Origin of the sequence: Imperialibacter sp. (assembly GCF_048007035.1) — a bacterium.
Lineage (GTDB): Bacteria > Bacteroidota > Bacteroidia > Cytophagales > Cyclobacteriaceae > Imperialibacter.
In genome coordinates, this window is record NZ_CP180355.1 from 2,834,416 (window position 1) to 2,851,651 (window position 17,236).

General features: G+C 47.3%; 13 protein-coding genes. 9 read left to right on the forward strand and 4 right to left on the reverse strand.

Features of this window, described 5'->3' with window-relative positions:
- Positions 1 to 250: 250 nt before the first annotated feature.
- Positions 251 to 7,255: a lamin tail domain-containing protein gene (locus ACMVP2_RS12130; RefSeq protein ID WP_416867885.1), complete on the forward strand. Its 7,005-nt coding sequence runs from the start codon at positions 251 to 253 to the stop codon at positions 7,253 to 7,255.
- Between the two features lie 79 nt (positions 7,256 to 7,334).
- Here the strand turns inward: ACMVP2_RS12130 and ACMVP2_RS12135 are convergent, their stop codons facing one another.
- Positions 7,335 to 7,808 (reverse strand): hypothetical protein, encoded by a 474-nt coding sequence (locus ACMVP2_RS12135; protein WP_416867886.1) that lies wholly within the window; start codon positions 7,806 to 7,808, stop codon positions 7,335 to 7,337.
- Between the two features lie 127 nt (positions 7,809 to 7,935).
- Between ACMVP2_RS12135 and ACMVP2_RS12140 the strand changes: the two genes are divergently transcribed.
- Positions 7,936 to 8,799 (forward strand): helix-turn-helix domain-containing protein, encoded by an 864-nt coding sequence (locus ACMVP2_RS12140; protein WP_416867887.1) that lies wholly within the window; start codon positions 7,936 to 7,938, stop codon positions 8,797 to 8,799.
- Between the two features lie 21 nt (positions 8,800 to 8,820).
- Here ACMVP2_RS12140 and ACMVP2_RS12145 read toward each other — a convergent pair whose 3' ends face one another.
- Positions 8,821 to 9,633: a hypothetical protein gene (locus ACMVP2_RS12145; protein WP_339785395.1), complete on the reverse strand. Its 813-nt coding sequence runs from the start codon at positions 9,631 to 9,633 to the stop codon at positions 8,821 to 8,823.
- Between the two features lie 85 nt (positions 9,634 to 9,718).
- The gene (locus tag ACMVP2_RS12150; protein ID WP_416867888.1) at positions 9,719 to 11,506 is read right to left on the reverse strand and encodes an ABC transporter ATP-binding protein; all 1,788 of its coding nucleotides are present in this window, start codon (positions 11,504 to 11,506) and stop codon (positions 9,719 to 9,721) included.
- Positions 11,507 to 11,680: 174 nt separating this feature from the next.
- Here ACMVP2_RS12150 and ACMVP2_RS12155 point away from each other — a divergent pair, with 174 nt between their 5' ends.
- From ACMVP2_RS12155 to coaE, 7 genes are all read left to right on the forward strand, one after another.
- Positions 11,681 to 12,781: a Glu/Leu/Phe/Val dehydrogenase dimerization domain-containing protein gene (locus ACMVP2_RS12155; protein WP_416867889.1), complete on the forward strand. Its 1,101-nt coding sequence runs from the start codon at positions 11,681 to 11,683 to the stop codon at positions 12,779 to 12,781.
- Between the two features lie 47 nt (positions 12,782 to 12,828).
- Positions 12,829 to 14,007, forward strand: a complete 1,179-nt coding sequence (gene nusB / locus ACMVP2_RS12160) for a transcription antitermination factor NusB (RefSeq protein ID WP_416867890.1) — start codon at positions 12,829 to 12,831, stop codon at positions 14,005 to 14,007.
- A gap of 9 nt (positions 14,008 to 14,016) precedes the next feature.
- Positions 14,017 to 14,313 carry a YtxH domain-containing protein gene (locus tag ACMVP2_RS12165; RefSeq protein ID WP_151997673.1) on the forward strand — a complete coding sequence of 99 codons (297 nt, stop codon included), beginning with the start codon at positions 14,017 to 14,019 and terminating at the stop codon, positions 14,311 to 14,313.
- 159 nt (positions 14,314 to 14,472) lie between these two features.
- Complete coding sequence (locus tag ACMVP2_RS12170) at positions 14,473 to 15,036, forward strand: DUF1573 domain-containing protein (RefSeq protein ID WP_416867891.1); 564 nt, start codon at positions 14,473 to 14,475, stop codon at positions 15,034 to 15,036.
- 24 nt (positions 15,037 to 15,060) lie between these two features.
- Positions 15,061 to 15,381: a preprotein translocase subunit YajC gene (gene yajC / locus ACMVP2_RS12175; protein ID WP_317489266.1), complete on the forward strand. Its 321-nt coding sequence runs from the start codon at positions 15,061 to 15,063 to the stop codon at positions 15,379 to 15,381.
- Between the two features lie 26 nt (positions 15,382 to 15,407).
- On the forward strand, positions 15,408 to 16,367 hold the full coding sequence (locus ACMVP2_RS12180) for a hypothetical protein (RefSeq protein ID WP_339785387.1): 960 nt from the start codon (positions 15,408 to 15,410) through the stop codon (positions 16,365 to 16,367).
- Positions 16,354 to 16,986 carry a dephospho-CoA kinase gene (gene coaE, locus ACMVP2_RS12185; protein ID WP_416867892.1) on the forward strand — a complete coding sequence of 211 codons (633 nt, stop codon included), beginning with the start codon at positions 16,354 to 16,356 and terminating at the stop codon, positions 16,984 to 16,986. The genes ACMVP2_RS12180 and coaE overlap by 14 nt, the downstream gene beginning before the upstream one ends.
- Here coaE and ACMVP2_RS12190 read toward each other — a convergent pair.
- Positions 16,961 to 17,206: a hypothetical protein gene (locus ACMVP2_RS12190; RefSeq protein ID WP_339785383.1), complete on the reverse strand. Its 246-nt coding sequence runs from the start codon at positions 17,204 to 17,206 to the stop codon at positions 16,961 to 16,963. The genes coaE and ACMVP2_RS12190 overlap by 26 nt on opposite strands.
- Positions 17,207 to 17,236 lie beyond the last annotated feature (30 nt).

Consider the following 17,236-nt stretch of genomic DNA (forward strand, 5'->3'; position numbering starts at 1 on the left):
ACACGTAACCTACCCCTGGTCTATAACACGCCAATAGTTTCCTGGCTTCAAGCGACAGAAAAAAAATCTCCTATTGCTTCCACGCTTACTCAAAAAATGCTTGTCCAACTGCACCCCTTAGGGCATGGCCGCCAAAGTAAGTCCATTGCTGCACAAAATGACAATCAAAAAAATAGCCACTGGCAGCTAATTTTTAATTGAAATATGATAGATTGTTTATATTAAATAACCAACCTACCTTTTTTCAAATATGATTACCAGAGCTATCTGTTGCTCCATTATTCTTATTTCTTGTCTTTCATTTCACTCTCTTTGTCAGGTAATCGATGATTTCTCGGATGGGGATTTGAGTGCAAATCCTGTCTGGTCTGGAAATACTGAATATTTTACTTTCAATGCTGGTGAAAGTAAACTGCGAAGCCAGGGGCCCGACATTGAAACCTCTTATTTCATCAGCACACCCAATCAGTTTGTCAAATGGACAACCTGGGAGTTCAGTGTAAAACTCTCCGTGTCGCCAAGCAATACCAATAACATGAGGATCTACTTGATGGCCGATCAGGAGAATCTTACAACTAGTTTAAATGGCTATTTCATAAGAATTGGTGAAGGTGGTTCAAATGATGGAGTGGATCTTTACAGGCAAAATGGCACAAGTACATCCAGAATCATGCACTCCTTTGATGCGGCAATGTCCAGCGGGGCAAACGCCAGAATACGTGTAACAAGAGATGACGTAGGAAATTGGACGTTAGCTGCCGACCTTGCTGGGGGAACTAATTTTGTCGAAGATGAAGCACCAGTGTTCGACGACACATTTACATCGACATCAAATTTTGGAATTGTAGTAAATCAAACTTCGTCTAACAAAAATAACTACTATTTCGGCTCTCTGAGCGTCACAGCTGGCCTAACCGTAGAAAGTGTCGAAGTCATTTCTAAAAACACCGTCAAGGTGCTTTTCAATCAAGCAGTGACTGAGGCCACAGTTAGCGAAACATCAAATTTCACAATCGACAACGCCATTGCCGTAAATTCAGCGACTCGCTCAGCGGGCAACAGTTCTCGGGTCGAGCTAACGGTCAGTGACCTATCAACTGATGACTACTTCCTGACAGTGTCAAACCTGATAGAAGAGCAAACAGGCACACTTCAGGGAGTAATTGATCCCATTGCTTTTTCTTACACCCAACTCGCCCTCTCGGAAATCATCACTCCTTCCGCCACCGAGCTAAAGCTCATTTTCAACGATGACGTCGATGAAACGGCAGCCGAAACCGTTTCGAACTACACCATCAACGGTGGCATCGGCACGCCCGCCAGTGCAGTGCTGAACCCTTCCAACGCAAAAGAAGTTTTGCTCACACTCGGGACAGACCTGGGTGAACAGGATTATGAACTGGCCTTACCGAATGGCCTGTCCAACGCTTCCGGCAATAGCCAGATCGATCCTGGCGCTTCCTACGATTTCGATTTTGTTGTTCCACTCATCGCAGAGGCGGTTGAAGTGATGTCCAAAAATCAATTAAGCATCAGCTTCAATAAAGCCGTAGCAGTTGGGCCAGCTCAAACACTGGAAAACTATTCTGTCAACAAAGGCATCGGCATGCCCTCCTTTGTGGCTATTGGCGCTGAACCAAATGAAGTGGTGCTCACCCTGGGCACACCTCTGCTAAACGACAGCTATGAAATTTCAATCAGCAACCTGACAGATGAGTCATCAACCCCTCTTTCGCCAGCGCCTAGCGTGCTTGCCTTTTCTTACCTGTCTTTGACCATTACTGAGGTCAGCGTTACTGGCGAAAACACATTACAGCTTACGTTCAATCAAGCAGTCGATCCAAGCTCCGCAGCACTCGCCTCCAATTATTCCCTGGACGACGGTTTTGGAAACCCGCAAACTGCCAGCATTTCCGAAGCAGATAACAAAATCGTCGAGCTTGCCTTCTCCGAAGATTTCTTCAACTTCACTTATGAGCTCACCGTCAACGGTGTAACCAACCTCGCCGGCAATGCCTCAGCCGAAAACATCGCAGAAGCTGTTGCTGTGGCCAAAGCAACTCCGGTCAGTGCACTCATCATCACCGAAATTCTCGCCGACCCTAACCCCAAAGGCATCAGTCCTGATCCTGTGGTGCTGCCTACCGCTTCAGGGGCTGAGTTTGTAGAAATCTATAACCCCGGCGATCACACCATCACTCTATCAGGTTTTACACTTACCGGCGGCACTATCGGCAGTTATTCACTCGCTGGGGGATCTTATGTAGCACTGGTGCCTGCAAGCTACCTGACCGATTACCAGGCTTTGGGCAATGCAGTGAGCGTAACCAGCTGGAACAGCCTCACCAACTCTGGCGAGGTCATCACATTGAAAGACCAGCTCGGCAACACCATCGAGCAAGTAACTTTCAGCAGCAGTTGGAACGATGACAGCGAAAAAGACGGTGGCTGGTCGCTCGAAAAGATCAACCCGCAGCCCGCTTGCGAAAGCAGTGCCAACTGGCGCACGTCCATCGATGAAAAAGGAGCCACACCAGGCACTCAAAACTCGGTTTTTGACGATTCGCCTGACACAACTGCACCAACCGTTGCGGAAGTAGAAATTGTAGACAAAGAAACCATCGCCATTCATTTCAATGAGAAAATGGGCACTGACCTGGCAGGCATTACTGCTCAACTTAATGGTGAGGATGTCGCCAGCTTTTCTTTTTCTGACGACCAGACCCTTTCAATTGTGCTGACCACGCCTTTGGTCTCCGAAGCCCACTATTCTTTGGAGCTTTCGGGGCTGAGTGATTGTGCCGGGAATTCAATGGACAATAATCTGTTTGAATTTTACTACGACACGAAGCCACCGGTTCCGGAGCAGGTGGTGCTTCGTTCGTTCAGCAGCCTGCTGCTTCAGTTCGACGAGCCTTTGAAAGAAACAGACGCCGAGAAAGAGGAAAACTACAAAATAATCGAGCTGGAAACAGCTCCTGCAAAAGCCAATCTCCTGACTGACTCTCCTCAGTCGGTATTGCTGAAGTTTGAAGAACCATTTGCGGTGGGTGCCTCCTACGAAATTGAGGTGAGTAACCTGAAAGACACGCTGGAAAATGTGATGGCATCTCCAGTCACGCTGGCCTTTTCCGTGCAGCAACACATCGATTCGGTGTGGGTGGAAGGAGCCAATTTTTTGTCGGTTAGTTTCAATATGGTTCCTGACAACGGATCAATTACATCGGCAGACAATTACCGTTTAGATGCGAAAGCTAAGCCGTTGAAACTAATTGCGGTAGCCCAGAACGTTGCCCGGTTAATTTTTGAAAGCAATTTCTCTGAAAACAAAGACCTGACGCTCTCAATCTCCAATCTGGTGACTTCGGAGGAGGAAACCCTGATTACCCCTGACTACATTTTTCGATACGACACAAAACCTCCGGTGATAGATTCAGTCGCAACGAAGGATGCCACGCATTTGCTGGTGTACCTAAATGAGCGCCTCCAGGCTTCGTATGCGGAAGCCACCGGCAACTACGAATGGAAAGCGCATGGTCACCCTGATGCTGTTGCCTTGCAAACGGATAAAAAATCTGTCTTGCTTTCTTTTGGAGAACCTTTTCCTCAGGAAACCGAGCAGCAGCTTTCGGTGGTTAACCTGAAAGACCTTTATGGAAACCAAATAACCAAAGCCGTTACCAAACCCTTCGTTTACGACACCCTTCCTCCCCGAGTAAGTGCGGTTATCGTTACCTCGCCGAAGACACTGGAGATATCATTTTCCGAACCAGTTACCGCCGAGGCATCAGCCCTTGTCCATTACCTCCTGGGCAACAAGCAGCCCTCTACAGCGAAACGAACACTTCCAGACTCAAATGTGGTGATCCTTACCTTTGCTGAGGCTCTTCCGGATGTCAATAACATTCCACTAGTGATCGATGGCATCTCGGATTTTTACGGTAATAAGTCCGTGAAAATCAGTGCCATCGTCAACAACGAAGACCTGCAGCCCGGAAAGGCGACAGCCACTTCGGACAGCAAAGTATTGATCTCTTTCAACAAAGAGTTGAACAACGATATCTCTGCCACAAATGTCACCGGCAACGACATTGCGGCCCTGAAAAAAGGAGACGAGGCTCACCTGTTAGAACTGGAAGTATCCGGCAAATTCGAGGAAGATTCACTGTACGGCTACACATTCAATGGTCTGACTTCAGCGAATGAAATTGCCCTTGGCGCATCAAAAACTATTGACTTTACTTACCATTCCAGGGTTGAGCAGGTTACTTCCAATCACCCAGTACTTGTTGAACTTTTGCTTACCGTACCGGTCAATGCAGACAGCCTTTCAACAGCGACGCAAGTCGTCGTCGCCCCCGGGGAAATCAATCCTTCTCTTGTTTTGACGGATGCCGACGAGCCCAACAAAGTGAATATCTACTTTGACGAAAACCTTCCCTTCAACGAAACCTTGACGCTCACTTTTTCCGAGCTGTACGATGTATGGGGTAGAAAAATTCCTGACCAATCCATCTCATTTGCTATCGACGCACAACCGGCGACAGTTGAGAACGTCTTCTCCCGATTGTTCTCGGAGGTTATCGTGGAGTTCTCGGAAAAGGTTTCCAGTTCAACAGCACTCAGTCCCAATCATTACACCGTTATAGGATTGGCGCAACCGGACCAGGTAGTGTTCACAGGCGCTGATCAACTTTCGGTTTCGCTATCTTTCAAAAATGAGTTTGTCGACAAGACGGCCTATCAATTGGTAGTGAAAAATGTCGAAGACATCTCCGGCAACGTCATGGATGAAGACACGCTGTCATTTATCTACGCCAGACCAAACATTCCCAAGATTGGTGAAGTCCTGATCACCGAGATCATGGCAGACCCAAGCCCATCAGTCGGGCTGCCTGAGGTCGAATATGTAGAGCTATTCAACAACTCCGACATTGATTTCGAGCTCTCTGCATTTGGGTTCGTCAATAGCGATAAGGCTTTTGATTTGGGGGAAGGTCGCCTTGTGCCGGGGAGCTATTTGATCCTGTGCTCTCAAAATGACACAGCCTCGCTTGCTGACTTTGGCAATGCGGTTGGCTTGGCTGGCTGGTCGGCCCTGTCCAACACGAAGGATTCCCTGAGCCTGATAAATTACTATGGCGAAGTCATCGACCAGGTGGTTTATACCACCTCCTGGTACAAGGACTCCCAAAAAGACGAAGGTGGCTGGTCGCTTGAGCGGATTTTGGGTGACTCAGCTTGCGGGGAAGACTATCGCTGGGCAGCTTCAAAAAATGAGCTTGGTGGTACACCAGGTTCAGCTAACTCTCTGACTTTTTCGAAGGTCGACTCGGTGGCTCCGGCTTTGGTGAGCATAGCCGTTGTGGCGCCCAATCAACTTAGTCTGGTCTTTTCAGAATGGATAAGCGAAATCGGGCTCACCGATCTGCAAGTGACTGTCAGCGGTGGGCCTGAAGCGGCCTCGTTTGAATTGGCAGAGGATCGGACAAGTGTGCTGGCAACACTAAAGCAGCCGCTCACTCCTGGAGCCGAGTACATGGTCACCGTCGGCGGAATTGTGGACTGTAGTGGCAACAAAATGAAAGTAGCTGATATGAAGGTTGGCGTTGGCAGACCCCCCACTTTTGGAGAGCTAGTCATCTCCGAAATCATGCCAGACCCCGACCCAACACAAGGTTTGCCAGAAGCTGAGTACATCGAGATCTTTAACCCCACTAACGAATGGATCAGCTACAACGGATCGAGTTTGATTGTAGGAGAAAAGCAAGCAACTTTTCCTAACGGAGCTATTGCTCCCGGGTCTTTTCTCATTCTCTGCAGCTCGGGAAACCAGCCCCGATTGAAGGAATTCGGCGCCACACTTGTCATCACTTCCATGCCCGCATTGAAAAACGACGGCGACGACATTTCCCTCTATATTGAAAGTAACCTGATTCACCGCATGCAATATGAGGACGGCCTTTTTACCGACAACTCAAAAAAGGATGGCGGCTGGTCGCTGGAGATCATCGATGTAAATCTGCCCTGCGCCAGAGAAGAAAACTGGACAGCTTCGGTCAACGAAAACGGTGGGACGCCTGGTCAAATCAACTCGGTGAACAATACCCTGGGCGACGGCACACCCGCAAGTCTGATGGAAGTTATCCCAATCTCCGACTCTACGCTGCTTGCACGGCTTAGCGAGCAGGTCATCATCGATGCAGATAAATTGCAGATCCGCATTACGCCTTCGCTCGGAGAGCTCACTATCCAGTCGAACTTGCTTGCCAACAGCTTTACTATTCAGTATCAGGAAAGTATCAGTCCAGGCACTTTCTATACAGTCTCTCTTTCGGGCCTTGCTGACTGCCGGGGAAACATCAGCCCGGCAGAAAAATTATCAGCCAGCTTCATTCTTCCCTCACCCTCCGACAGCCTGGATGTGGTAATCAACGAAATCTTGTTCAACCCCAGAAGCGGCGGTGTCGATTTTGTGGAGCTTTACAACCGCTCCGACAAATACCTTGACATCCAGGGCTGGGAAATTGGCAACATCATAACAGCCACGGGACAGCCCAATGATTTCAATACCATTACAACTTCGAATCACCTGCTCGCACCAGGCCACTTTCTGGTGTTGACGGAATCGCCCACGACCTTAAAGGGCGATTACCCGTCAGGCAAAGTGGAGGCATTTTTCGAAGCAGATTTGCCCACTTACCCCAACACGGAAGGCGGGGTGATTATCAGAAATGTCGACGGCCGGGTACTCGACTGGTTCAATTACGATGAAGACCTCCACTCGCCTTTTCTTGAGGATGTCAAAGGAGTGGCTTTGGAAAGAGTTTCCGTGGAGCACGAAACAAATGACCCGGGGAACTGGGAGTCAGGCATATCGACGACAGGCTTTGCAACCCCAGGTTACAACAATGCCAACCAAAGGGCCGGGCAACCCGCTACCGGAAAAGTATCCGCCGAACCGCAGGCCTTTATCCCTGGCGACGCTCTGAACGGCTTCACAGAAATCACCTTCGACAGTTCCCTGACCAATGCCCGTATTGACGTCTATATCTACGACATAGCGGGCAGAAAAATCAAAACGCTTACGGAAGGTCAAACAGTGGCAGATGGCAGCTTTTTCCGCTGGGATGGCTCCACCGACAAGGGTGAAATGGCAAGAGTGGGTGTCTACATCATACAGATTGAGTACTTCAATGCCGCTGGTCAGAAGGACGTGGTGCGTACCACCGTGGCGGTGGGGGCCAGGTTTTAAACGGGGCTCGCCTTCCGGTCTGAAGACAGAACAGAGTGAACGGCTTTGTGTTTGTGGGTGTGTCTTCACACCCAGCCTCTCAATCAATCAGCTTCAATACTCTTTTGGCCTTGTAGTCCTCGTCCCTCACAGGCTCTACAATGATTACGTCTCCAGGCTTTGCCCCCGAAAGCACCTTAGAAATGGACACTTCATACACGGGATTTTGGAAGAATGCATTGTACATGACAATCTCCCCTCTTCGCAGATAAGCCCTGAATGGAATGTTTTCCTGCTCGGGGCTTCCAGGCTTTCCCCTCACAAGCGATATTAACCCCCAACTTTTTGTGTCCAGCAGCGCCACATCAAACGATACACCATTGAGCAGCAGGCAGTCCACATGGATATTGGTGTGCCTGCCCACCTCATTGCGCACAAACTCATTGTCCTGTATGATCTTATCCCTCCTTTCTTTTAGCTGTTCTTTCGATAGCAACAATAGTGGATTGACCGCCTGGGCCTGCACGGCTCCGATCTGCAGCGTCAAAAGAATGCACAGAAGTAATTTCAACATCTCGTTGGCTGTTAGTTTGCCCAAAACTAGGTACCAGCCCGTCCGGCAATAGTAAATCAATTGTAAAAAGAATGTAAACAGCTGTAAAAGCTGAACATAGCTTCGAGCAAAGCCGTACCTTTAAGACATGAAGACCATTTTGGCAGGGACGTGTTTGGCAATTGGCCTCCTGGCTGCAGTTCTCCTTCTCACAGGCAGCGACTCGCCACCTATGGCTGGCGAAAAGGCGGAAATAGCCATGCGCAATGTTGGCTATAGAGTGCTATTGGCGGCAGGAGATTCGTCATCAAGGGTACTTCCCGTGACAAAAGTTGATAATAACATCTACTTGATCCGGTTCGAAAACCCTTTGACATTCACCACCGACACACTGGTAAAGGTCATCCACGAGGCACTTGCTCCCGGCATTAGCGCCAAAATTATACCAAGCGCCTATGTGGTGAACGTGATGGAGTGCACTGGCAATTTGGTTGTGTACAGTTACCAAATGGCCGGTACGGAGGAAAACACCCTGGTACCTTGTAAGGGCAGAGACCAGCCGGTGGGTTGCTATGCGATCAAAATTACCTTCGAACGATCCACTCTCCTTGCTGGTGGAAAATGGAAGCTGGGTGGCTTGGCCCTTACCTGCCTGGCGCTGGCCGGGTTTATTTATTTAAGAAAGGCTCCCACTGCACAGAATGAACAAAAGCCGTCGGCCACACTTTCGATTGGGCAGTTTGCCTTTGACCTGCACAACGGCATACTGAAGCACAAAAACGAAATCATCGACCTTACGGCAAAAGAGGCAAAGATTCTGACACTCTTCGCCAAACAGCCTAACATGGTGCTGGAAAGGGACAAACTCATGAAAGAAGTGTGGGAAGATGAAGGCGTTATTGTAGGCCGCAGCCTGGATATGTTTGTGTCGAAGCTTCGTAAAAAGCTGCAAGCAGACCCTAACCTTAAAATCAGTAACGTGCACGGCAAGGGGTACAAGCTGGAGGTGTAGAAAGCCCCTGAAGCCAAAGAATCAATCTATTTTGTCAATGAGAGTAAGTCTGATTTGAGACCCATCAATATTCACATAGTTGAATTCAAGAAAACCAACATCCTCGTTAAAAATTGAAGTTAGTTTAGTTTCTCCCAACCTGCTCTTTGCTGTCGATACAGTCTCAAAGCAAAGTAGATTGCCCCATTTGCTGCTTCGCACTTCGCTGTCAGCAACTTCGTATGTATACTCATTTGTAATGTCCCCTTCCCATTTCAGCCACCTCTCATCGCCCCAATGATCCCCAATTCCTAGCTTCCAGTTCCATGTGTTCCCTATTTCCAAAGGGAATTTTACATAGGGAAACGGGTTGATTTCCAGGACCTTAAAAAGGTCGTCTCTGGGAGGGTGCACCCAAAGGTTGGCTTCATTTTCAATAGCGCCGGAAATAGAAAAGGTTGTTTGAGGGGTAAGCTGGTAGGATATAACTGTTTGCTTGTACTCAGGTCTGTCGTTCTGCCCTGGAAGTGCCTTGATGATGATATTCGTTATTGTGGCCTGGTCCGATGAATCAGGAGAAACAAACTCCCATCCGTCGGCAGTAGTCTTGTAGCGCAGTTCCCTGCCCGATGGACTAATGTACAAGTAGGAATAAATGAATTCTGTACCTACCCTGAAAATCTTATTGTTAAGGTTATACCGATTTTCGTCCATTACTGAAGAATCGAACCGCTCTACAACAATGCCATCATACTCATCAACAAGCGTGTAATTGGGGCCATCGCTACGCACTTGTTGCCTTTGATGGCAGGCAGCAGGAAGAATAAACAGAACTAACAAAAGGGAAAACTTCACTTTATATGCTTTAGCTAATAAAGTACACCATTATCAGCCAAATATCACATAAAATTTAAGGCTTCTTATATCAGCTGGGGCAACCCTACCCCTCACTCTCTTCTGTCTGCAACTGCTTTTCGTAAAGCTCTTTGTAAATGCCGCCCTGAGCCAGCAGCGATTCGTGGACACCGTACTCTTTGATCTCGCCATCGTCCAGCACAATGATCTTGTTGGCCAGCTTGGCCGAAGATACACGGTGTGAGATAATGATCGTCGTGCGATTTTGCATGATGCGCTTCATCGCCTGTAGAATCGAATTCTCTGTTTTTGTGTCTACAGCCGAAAGAGAATCGTCGAGAATAAGGATTTGCGGGTTTCGCACAATGGCCCTGGCAATAGACAACCTTTGCTTCTGCCCACCTGACAGGGTAATGCCCCGCTCTCCAATTTTGGTCTCAAACCCAGCCGGGAATCCCTTTATGTTTTCGAGAAGGTCAGCATCTTCGGCAGCTTTCACTATTTGATCCCTGTCGTGGTCATTGCCGCCAAAGGCAATGTTGTTAGCCAATGTGTCCGAAAAGAGAAATACATCCTGCGGCACATAGCCTATCTGCCCACGCAAATGCTGAACATTGTAGGCTCTTATGTCGTGACCATCCACTTTTATTTGCCCCTGATTCACATCGTACATGCGGCAAATGAGGTTGGCAATGGTCGACTTGCCCGACCCTGTGGTGCCAATCACGGCCAAAGAGTCGCCGGGATCCACTGTAAATGAAACATGGCTCAAAGCCTTGATGCCTGAATCGGGGTATACAAACGACACATCTTCGAACTTAATCGCTCCCTTGATTTCTTGCTTTACATTGAGTGTCGAAACAATTTCTGTCTTTGTATCCAGAAATTCGTTGATCCGCTTTTGAGAGGCCGCTGCCCGCTGGATGATACTGGTAATCCAGCCCAAGGAAGTCACCGGCCAGGTAAGCATGTTTACGTAAATAATAAATTCAGCGATGATACCTGTGGTGATCGCTCCCGCCATCACTTCAATCGATCCAATATAAACAGTGAGAATTGTACTGAGGCCGATCAGGAACATGATGAGAGGAAAGAACAGCGCATTGACGAAGGTGAGCTGCAGCGATTTGTCTTTGTACTCATTGCTCTCCTTGTTGAACTTATCATCAAAGTCGTGCTCCCTCACGAACGACTTAATCACTCTTATGCCAGAGAAAGCCTCCTGCACAAAAGTTGAAAGATTGGAAAGACTCCTTTGAATCTCTTCCGAACGCTTGTTGATGATGTTGTTAACAAAGTAGATGCTGACCGACAACACCGGCAAGGGCAACAGAGAATAAAGTGTCAACTTCGGGTTGATGCTGAACATGAATGGAATCACCATAAAAAACAGGGTGAACAGCGTGATTCCATACATGATGGCGGGGCCAATATACATGCGCACTTTGCTCACATCCTCAGAGATTCTTGCCATCAGATCCCCAGTATTATTGCGGCGGTAGAAGCTAAGTGGCAGCGTCTGATAATGCGCATAAATCTCGTTCTTCATGTCATACTCTATCAGGCGTGACATCACAATAATTGTCTGCCTCATGAAAAACAAAAACACACCCCGAAGCAGCGCCATCAGCAGAATAAAAAAACCATAAATGAAGATGCTGGATGTGAACAAGTCATAAGTTTCCGACTGTAGCTCAAGGCCCTGAAAGGCACTATGCAGGCTGATTCCCCGCTGCACAATATCAAATGCCTGCCTTACCAGATAGGCGGGAATAATGGCAAACACATTGGAAATTATAATGAACAAAGTACCCAGAATCAGGTGGTACTTATATTTGAGGAGATACTTATTTATTGCTGCTAGATCTTTCACTGAATCTTAAAACGAGACTTTGGGTAAATGGTTCATTGGCCTGGCGAATACCTTGGTTCGCAACCTAAAAAAAACGTAGCTTTGTGGCTACAAACGCAATTCCGACATTTCTTGTCAAAAGTAGGGAAAGCTTTGAACCCAAATAACAACATGTGACCTTATTTTATCTTCGTGATGATCGAAACTTCAGAATTGAAAACCACCGGCATGGGTATTTTCAACCAGCTGTCGGAGTTGGAGCATGAGCAGGTGGTATTTTGCCACGACAAGGCAACTGGCTTAAAAGCCATAGTTGCTATTCACAACACAGTTTTGGGGCCTGCTGTTGGCGGCACCCGTATGTGGAATTACGCTTCGGAGGAGGACGCCCTTAATGACGCCCTGCGTTTGTCGAGGGGAATGACATTTAAGTCAGCCATTGCAGGCCTTAATATTGGTGGCGGAAAAGCAGTGATTATTGGCGATGCCAAAAAAATAAAAAACGAGGTGCTGATGCGCCGCTTTGGCAAGTTCGTGCATGGGCTGGGCGGCCGTTACTGGACGGCGGAAGATGTCAATATGTCTACCCGTGACATGGAATATATCAGAATGGAAACTCCCTACGTAACCGGTGTGCCGGAGTCGATGGGTGGTGGAGGTGATCCCTCTCCGGTTACGGCCTTTGGTGTATTCATGGGCATGAAGGCAACGGCCAAAAAAGTATATGGCAGCGACTCTTTGAAGGGGAAAAAGGTTGCAGTACAGGGAGCAGGCCATGTGGCGACCTACCTCATGGAGCATCTCGCCAAAGAAGGTGCAAAAATATTTGTATGCGACTTTCATGAAGAGAAGCTCAAGCATGCCGCCGACAGTTTCGGAGCCACAGTGGTGCCTGTCGACGACATTTACGACCTGGACGTTGACATCTATTCACCCTGTGCCTTAGGCGCTACGATAAATGACGACACAATCGGTCGGTTGAAATGTGCCATGATTGCGGGCGGTGCCAATAATCAACTGGCGGAAGAGCTAAAGCATGGCAGAAAGCTGATTGAAAAAGGAATCCTGTACGCACCTGACTTTCTTATCAATGGCGGCGGCATTACTAATGTGTATTACGAGCAAATAGGCAACTATAACAGGGAAGTGGTGTATCAGCAGACCGAAAGAATATACGAAACAACCCTTAGGGTATTTGATCTGGCAGAGAAAAAAGGCATTACGCCTCAGGAATCAGCCATGGAAATAGCCATTAACAGGATCAATGATATTGGTAAGATCAAGTTATCTTACTAGCTTAATAGAAATTAAAATAAAACTTTTCGTTCTTTTTTTATTGGGAAATGCTAAACAGAAGAACCCTTCGGATCAAAGCCGTGCAATCATATTTTGCTCTTGAGCAAAGTATCATCTCCGACTTTGAAATCGCCAATCAACAAATCGCTGATTACTTTCGGCCTGATTTGAATAGTATGGAGCCTCAGGACGCCAAACTTCTCAAGAAGAAAGGAAAGATAGCGCAAACTTGCTTCGCCGAGCAGCATAAGAATGATACCATTCAATATCCTGCTGAGGCGGATGATGAGATGAAGAAATCTGTGGCAGACGCTGTCACCTACTTCAGAAATCAGGTCAAAAAGGACAAGGAAGCTTTTCAGAGCCGCATGCTTAAAGACGTTGATAGCATCCACGACTCTTACTATCTGGCACTGATGTTACCTGCGGAGTTTGCACTGCATGTATCGAAGGAAAAAAGAAAGCAATTGGGCAATCTGTCGTCGGAAAAAATTGTTGTGGCCAATGACTACAACCTGGCCGACAATAAGGTTGTTCAGGCCCTTCTTGATTTTGAACCGTTGCAGCAGCAGCTTGGCCAACGGTCGCTCAGCTGGTCAGCTTACAGAGACGACACAAGCACCTGGTACAAGGACATTCTGAAAGCGGACGAGGCTTACAAAGCCTATCAGCTACTTTCAAATCCAACGCTGGAGCAGGACAAAGAAATCGTTTTGCACATTATCAAAAAGCTGTTTTTCAAACACCCAACCATTCAAACCTTCATGGAAGAGAAGGACTTGTATTGGGAAGAAAACAGCGGCATTGTGAAAAGCCTGGCGGTGAAAACAATCAAGGCGTTTCAAGGGCAGGGAGAGCCTTTCCAACTGCTGGAGCTTTCTGCCAACCTGGAAGACGACCTTGACTATTTTCGTGACCTGTTTAAAATAACATTTGCCAATAATGAAGAGTATGAGGCCATTGTTGCTGAGAAATCAAAAAACTGGGAAATCGATAGAATTGCACTTATCGATAAGGTGATTTTGAAAATGGCTATCGCAGAAATGGTTCATTTTCCTTCAATACCGGTAAAAGTGACGATAAATGAGTTTATTGAGATATCAAAAAACTATAGTACGCCCAAGAGCAAGCAGTTCGTCAACGGATTATTAGATGTATTGGCCAACGATTTGGCTGCGAAAGGCGTTATAAAGAAAAGTGGAAGAGGATTAATTGATAACAAATAGAAATATACTATGAGCAGGACTACTGGTACCTTAATAGCATTTTTGGCTGGAGCCGCCACAGGAGCGGTGCTAGGTATTTTATATGCTCCCGATAAGGGAACAAACACGAGGGACAAGCTTTCCTTCCAGCTCGACAAGTACAAAGGTAGACTTCAGGAGTTGATTGATGAGCTGATGGAGAGCAAAGGCCTGGTGGAGAGCGAAGCGAAATCCGAAGGAGAAAGGATCATCAACGACGCTAAGGAAAAAGCAGAAAGACTGCTTGACGATGTGGATGAGCTCATCGGTCAGATCAGAAAAAAATAGTACGACCCGGGAAAGTTTGGTTAAATTCTCCTCTGCAAAGGGCTTTTTGCCTTTCGTGTAATAGGGAATCTTTAACCTGCCCATTCCGTTTTATTCATTGTTTATACTAAATTTGAAGTTCCTAACAGAATTTTACTAACCCTTCAAAATACCATAGTCATGAAGAAGTCAGTAGTTAACGTATTAGTTTTTGGAGCATTAGTGGCAGTAGGATTTAGCTGCTCAAATGCCGAAATGGAAGGCCGTCTGGCCAGATTGGAAGGTCGTGTGGCAGAATTGGAAGCCGGCAAAGCCAGAAGCGGACCAGCCTCCTCGGCAGCTACAGCCAGCCCTACCATTCAGCAAACTGCGCTTGAAGAAGAAGTGCCATCAGGGCCGGCACCAGTTTTCACATGGGCCGAAGAGACCCATGATTTTGGCACGATCACAGAAGGTGAGATCGCCGAACACGTGTTCAAATTCACTAACACTGGTGAAGCACCTTTGATTATCTCAAACGCTTCAGCTTCTTGCGGCTGCACCGTGCCAGTTTGGCCTAAAGAGCCTATTCCAGTGGGTGGAACAGGCGAAATACAGGTCAAATTCAACAGTAGCAACAAGCCAGGTGTGCAGAACAAAACTGTCAGCATCACAGCCAACACCAACCCCAAGTTATCACGTTTGAACATCAAAGCGGTGGTTTCTCCTAAGGCTGGTGCAGCAGATGGCCCGGTCAAAAAATAATTATACCTAAACAATCACATAAGAATGCATTTGATTTTAGCACAGGCAAGTTCAGGTGGGGGCTACATGCAGTTTGTTATGCTGGGTGGCATGATCCTGATATTTTGGCTTTTTTTCATCAGGCCTCAACAAAAAAAGCAGAAAGAGCAACGCAAGTTTATTGATGAAATAAAGAAAGGCGACACTGTTGTAACCACCGGGGGAATCCACGGGAAGATTGCTGCAGTGGAAGACGACACGGTTGTTCTTGAGGTTGACAAGGGGCTGAAAATTAAATTCGAAAAGGCTGCTATTTCGCTGGATGCCAGCAAAAAATATGCGACGCCGACAGCAGCAGCCTCATAAGGAAACCTCAAATATTGCCTGCTAGAATGGCAAACAAAAAAATCTTTACATTTAAGATTGGAGAAAATTGGAAGGTAGTAGTATTGGCAGTTTTAGCCGCTACTACCTTTTGGTTTTTTAACTCCCTCAACAAAAACTACGAGGCCAGGCTCAGCTACCCTATTGCTTTTGATTTCCCACGTGACAGCGTCGTAATTGTTAAGCCGCTTCCGGATGAAGTGCGTATTGACGTGGCCAGCGGGGGCTGGAACCTCTTGCGCAAAACCTTTTGGTTCAACGTAGACCCGTTGGTTATTCAACTCGACAACCCCACCGAAATAAAGTTTCTTACCAGAAACTCCCTCTACGACATCATAAAAGACCAGCTGACTGACATTGACCTGAACAGGGTGGTGACGGACACACTTTTTATTTCTGTCGAGCCCAAAATTCAGAAAATGGTAATGGCCGTGGTGGATAGCCTGACCATTCCCCTTGCAACAAACTACCGACTCACCAGCGCAATTACTTACGAGCCAGACAGTGTGCTGATAGAAGGCCCATCAAGCCTTATGAACCGATTTCCGTCTACCTGGTTGCTGGAGTTTGACCGCAGCGACATCGCTGGTGATTTTGAGCGGTCGCTGGCCGTACCCCTGACTGACAATCGACTGATGAGTTCGACGCCCAAGTCAGTGACTGTTAAGTTCAGAGCCGAAGAATTCATAAGAGACTCCCTGCTGGTAGAAATTCAGCCCGTGAACTTCCCAAACAGGTACCGGGGCAAAGTGCCTTATCTGGCTGACACCACCACGTACGTCTTTTACACCATCAAGGGCGATCTGGCCAGCCAGGTCAGCGATTCAGCATTTTCCATTGCTGCCGATTTCAAAATGTACAACAGCGAAGATTCCACTATTACTCCCGTCGTCTTGTTCAGGCCTTCGGAGGTGCTCGAACTTCAGCTGCTCCCTGAAAAACTCAAGGTCGGCCATGCCAACCAGTAAACCCATGCTTGTTGGCGTCACCGGCGGCATTGGCTCCGGCAAGTCAACTGTGTGCAAAGTATTTGAAGTGCTTGGTGTGCCCGTCTATAACTCCGACAACAGAGCCAAGTCGCTAATGGTAGAAGACAAAGCGCTTGTTGAGGAAATAAAGGCGGCTTTCGGAGAAGAGGCCTATCCGGACGGTCAAAACCTCAACAGAAGCTTTCTGGCAAAGGAAGTTTTCTCAAATCCTTCCAAATTACAAAAGCTCAATAGCCTGGTACATCCCGCTGTCGGGCGGGATTTTGCTTCCTGGGTAGCCGTTCAAAGTAATCAGCCTTACGTTATCAAAGAAGCGGCATTGTTGTTTGAAACCGGTTCAAACAACTCGCTGGACAGCATCGTGCTTGTCACGGCACCGGAAGAACTCAGAGTTCGCCGGGTGCTGGCCCGTGATCCACAGCGAAACGAAAAGCAGGTGAGGGACATCATCGGGAATCAGCTCAAAGACGAGGAGAAAAAAAAACTGGCCGACTATGTACTCAACAATAACGAGCAGGAACTTTTGGTGCCTGAGGTAGTGGCACTACACGAAGAACTACTGACCGCTGCCGCTAAAAAAGCTGCAAAGGAAGCTTGATCTGGTCTGCGTAGAACTTTATTCTGGTACTTTTATCGTCAAAGGGCTCAATCTTGTCAATTCTGTCATACTTGTGGTTATAGAAAACCTCAAAAAGCTGTGAACCCAGTTGATAAAGGTTCACTTTGTGCCCGTAGTACCTGATCGCAAACAGGAATTCTCCCTCAACATACAACTTGTTGATTTTTTGATTGAGTGACAATTGATCGAAGCTTTTCAAACCAGTTATTCGATTTACAGATGCCTGAAT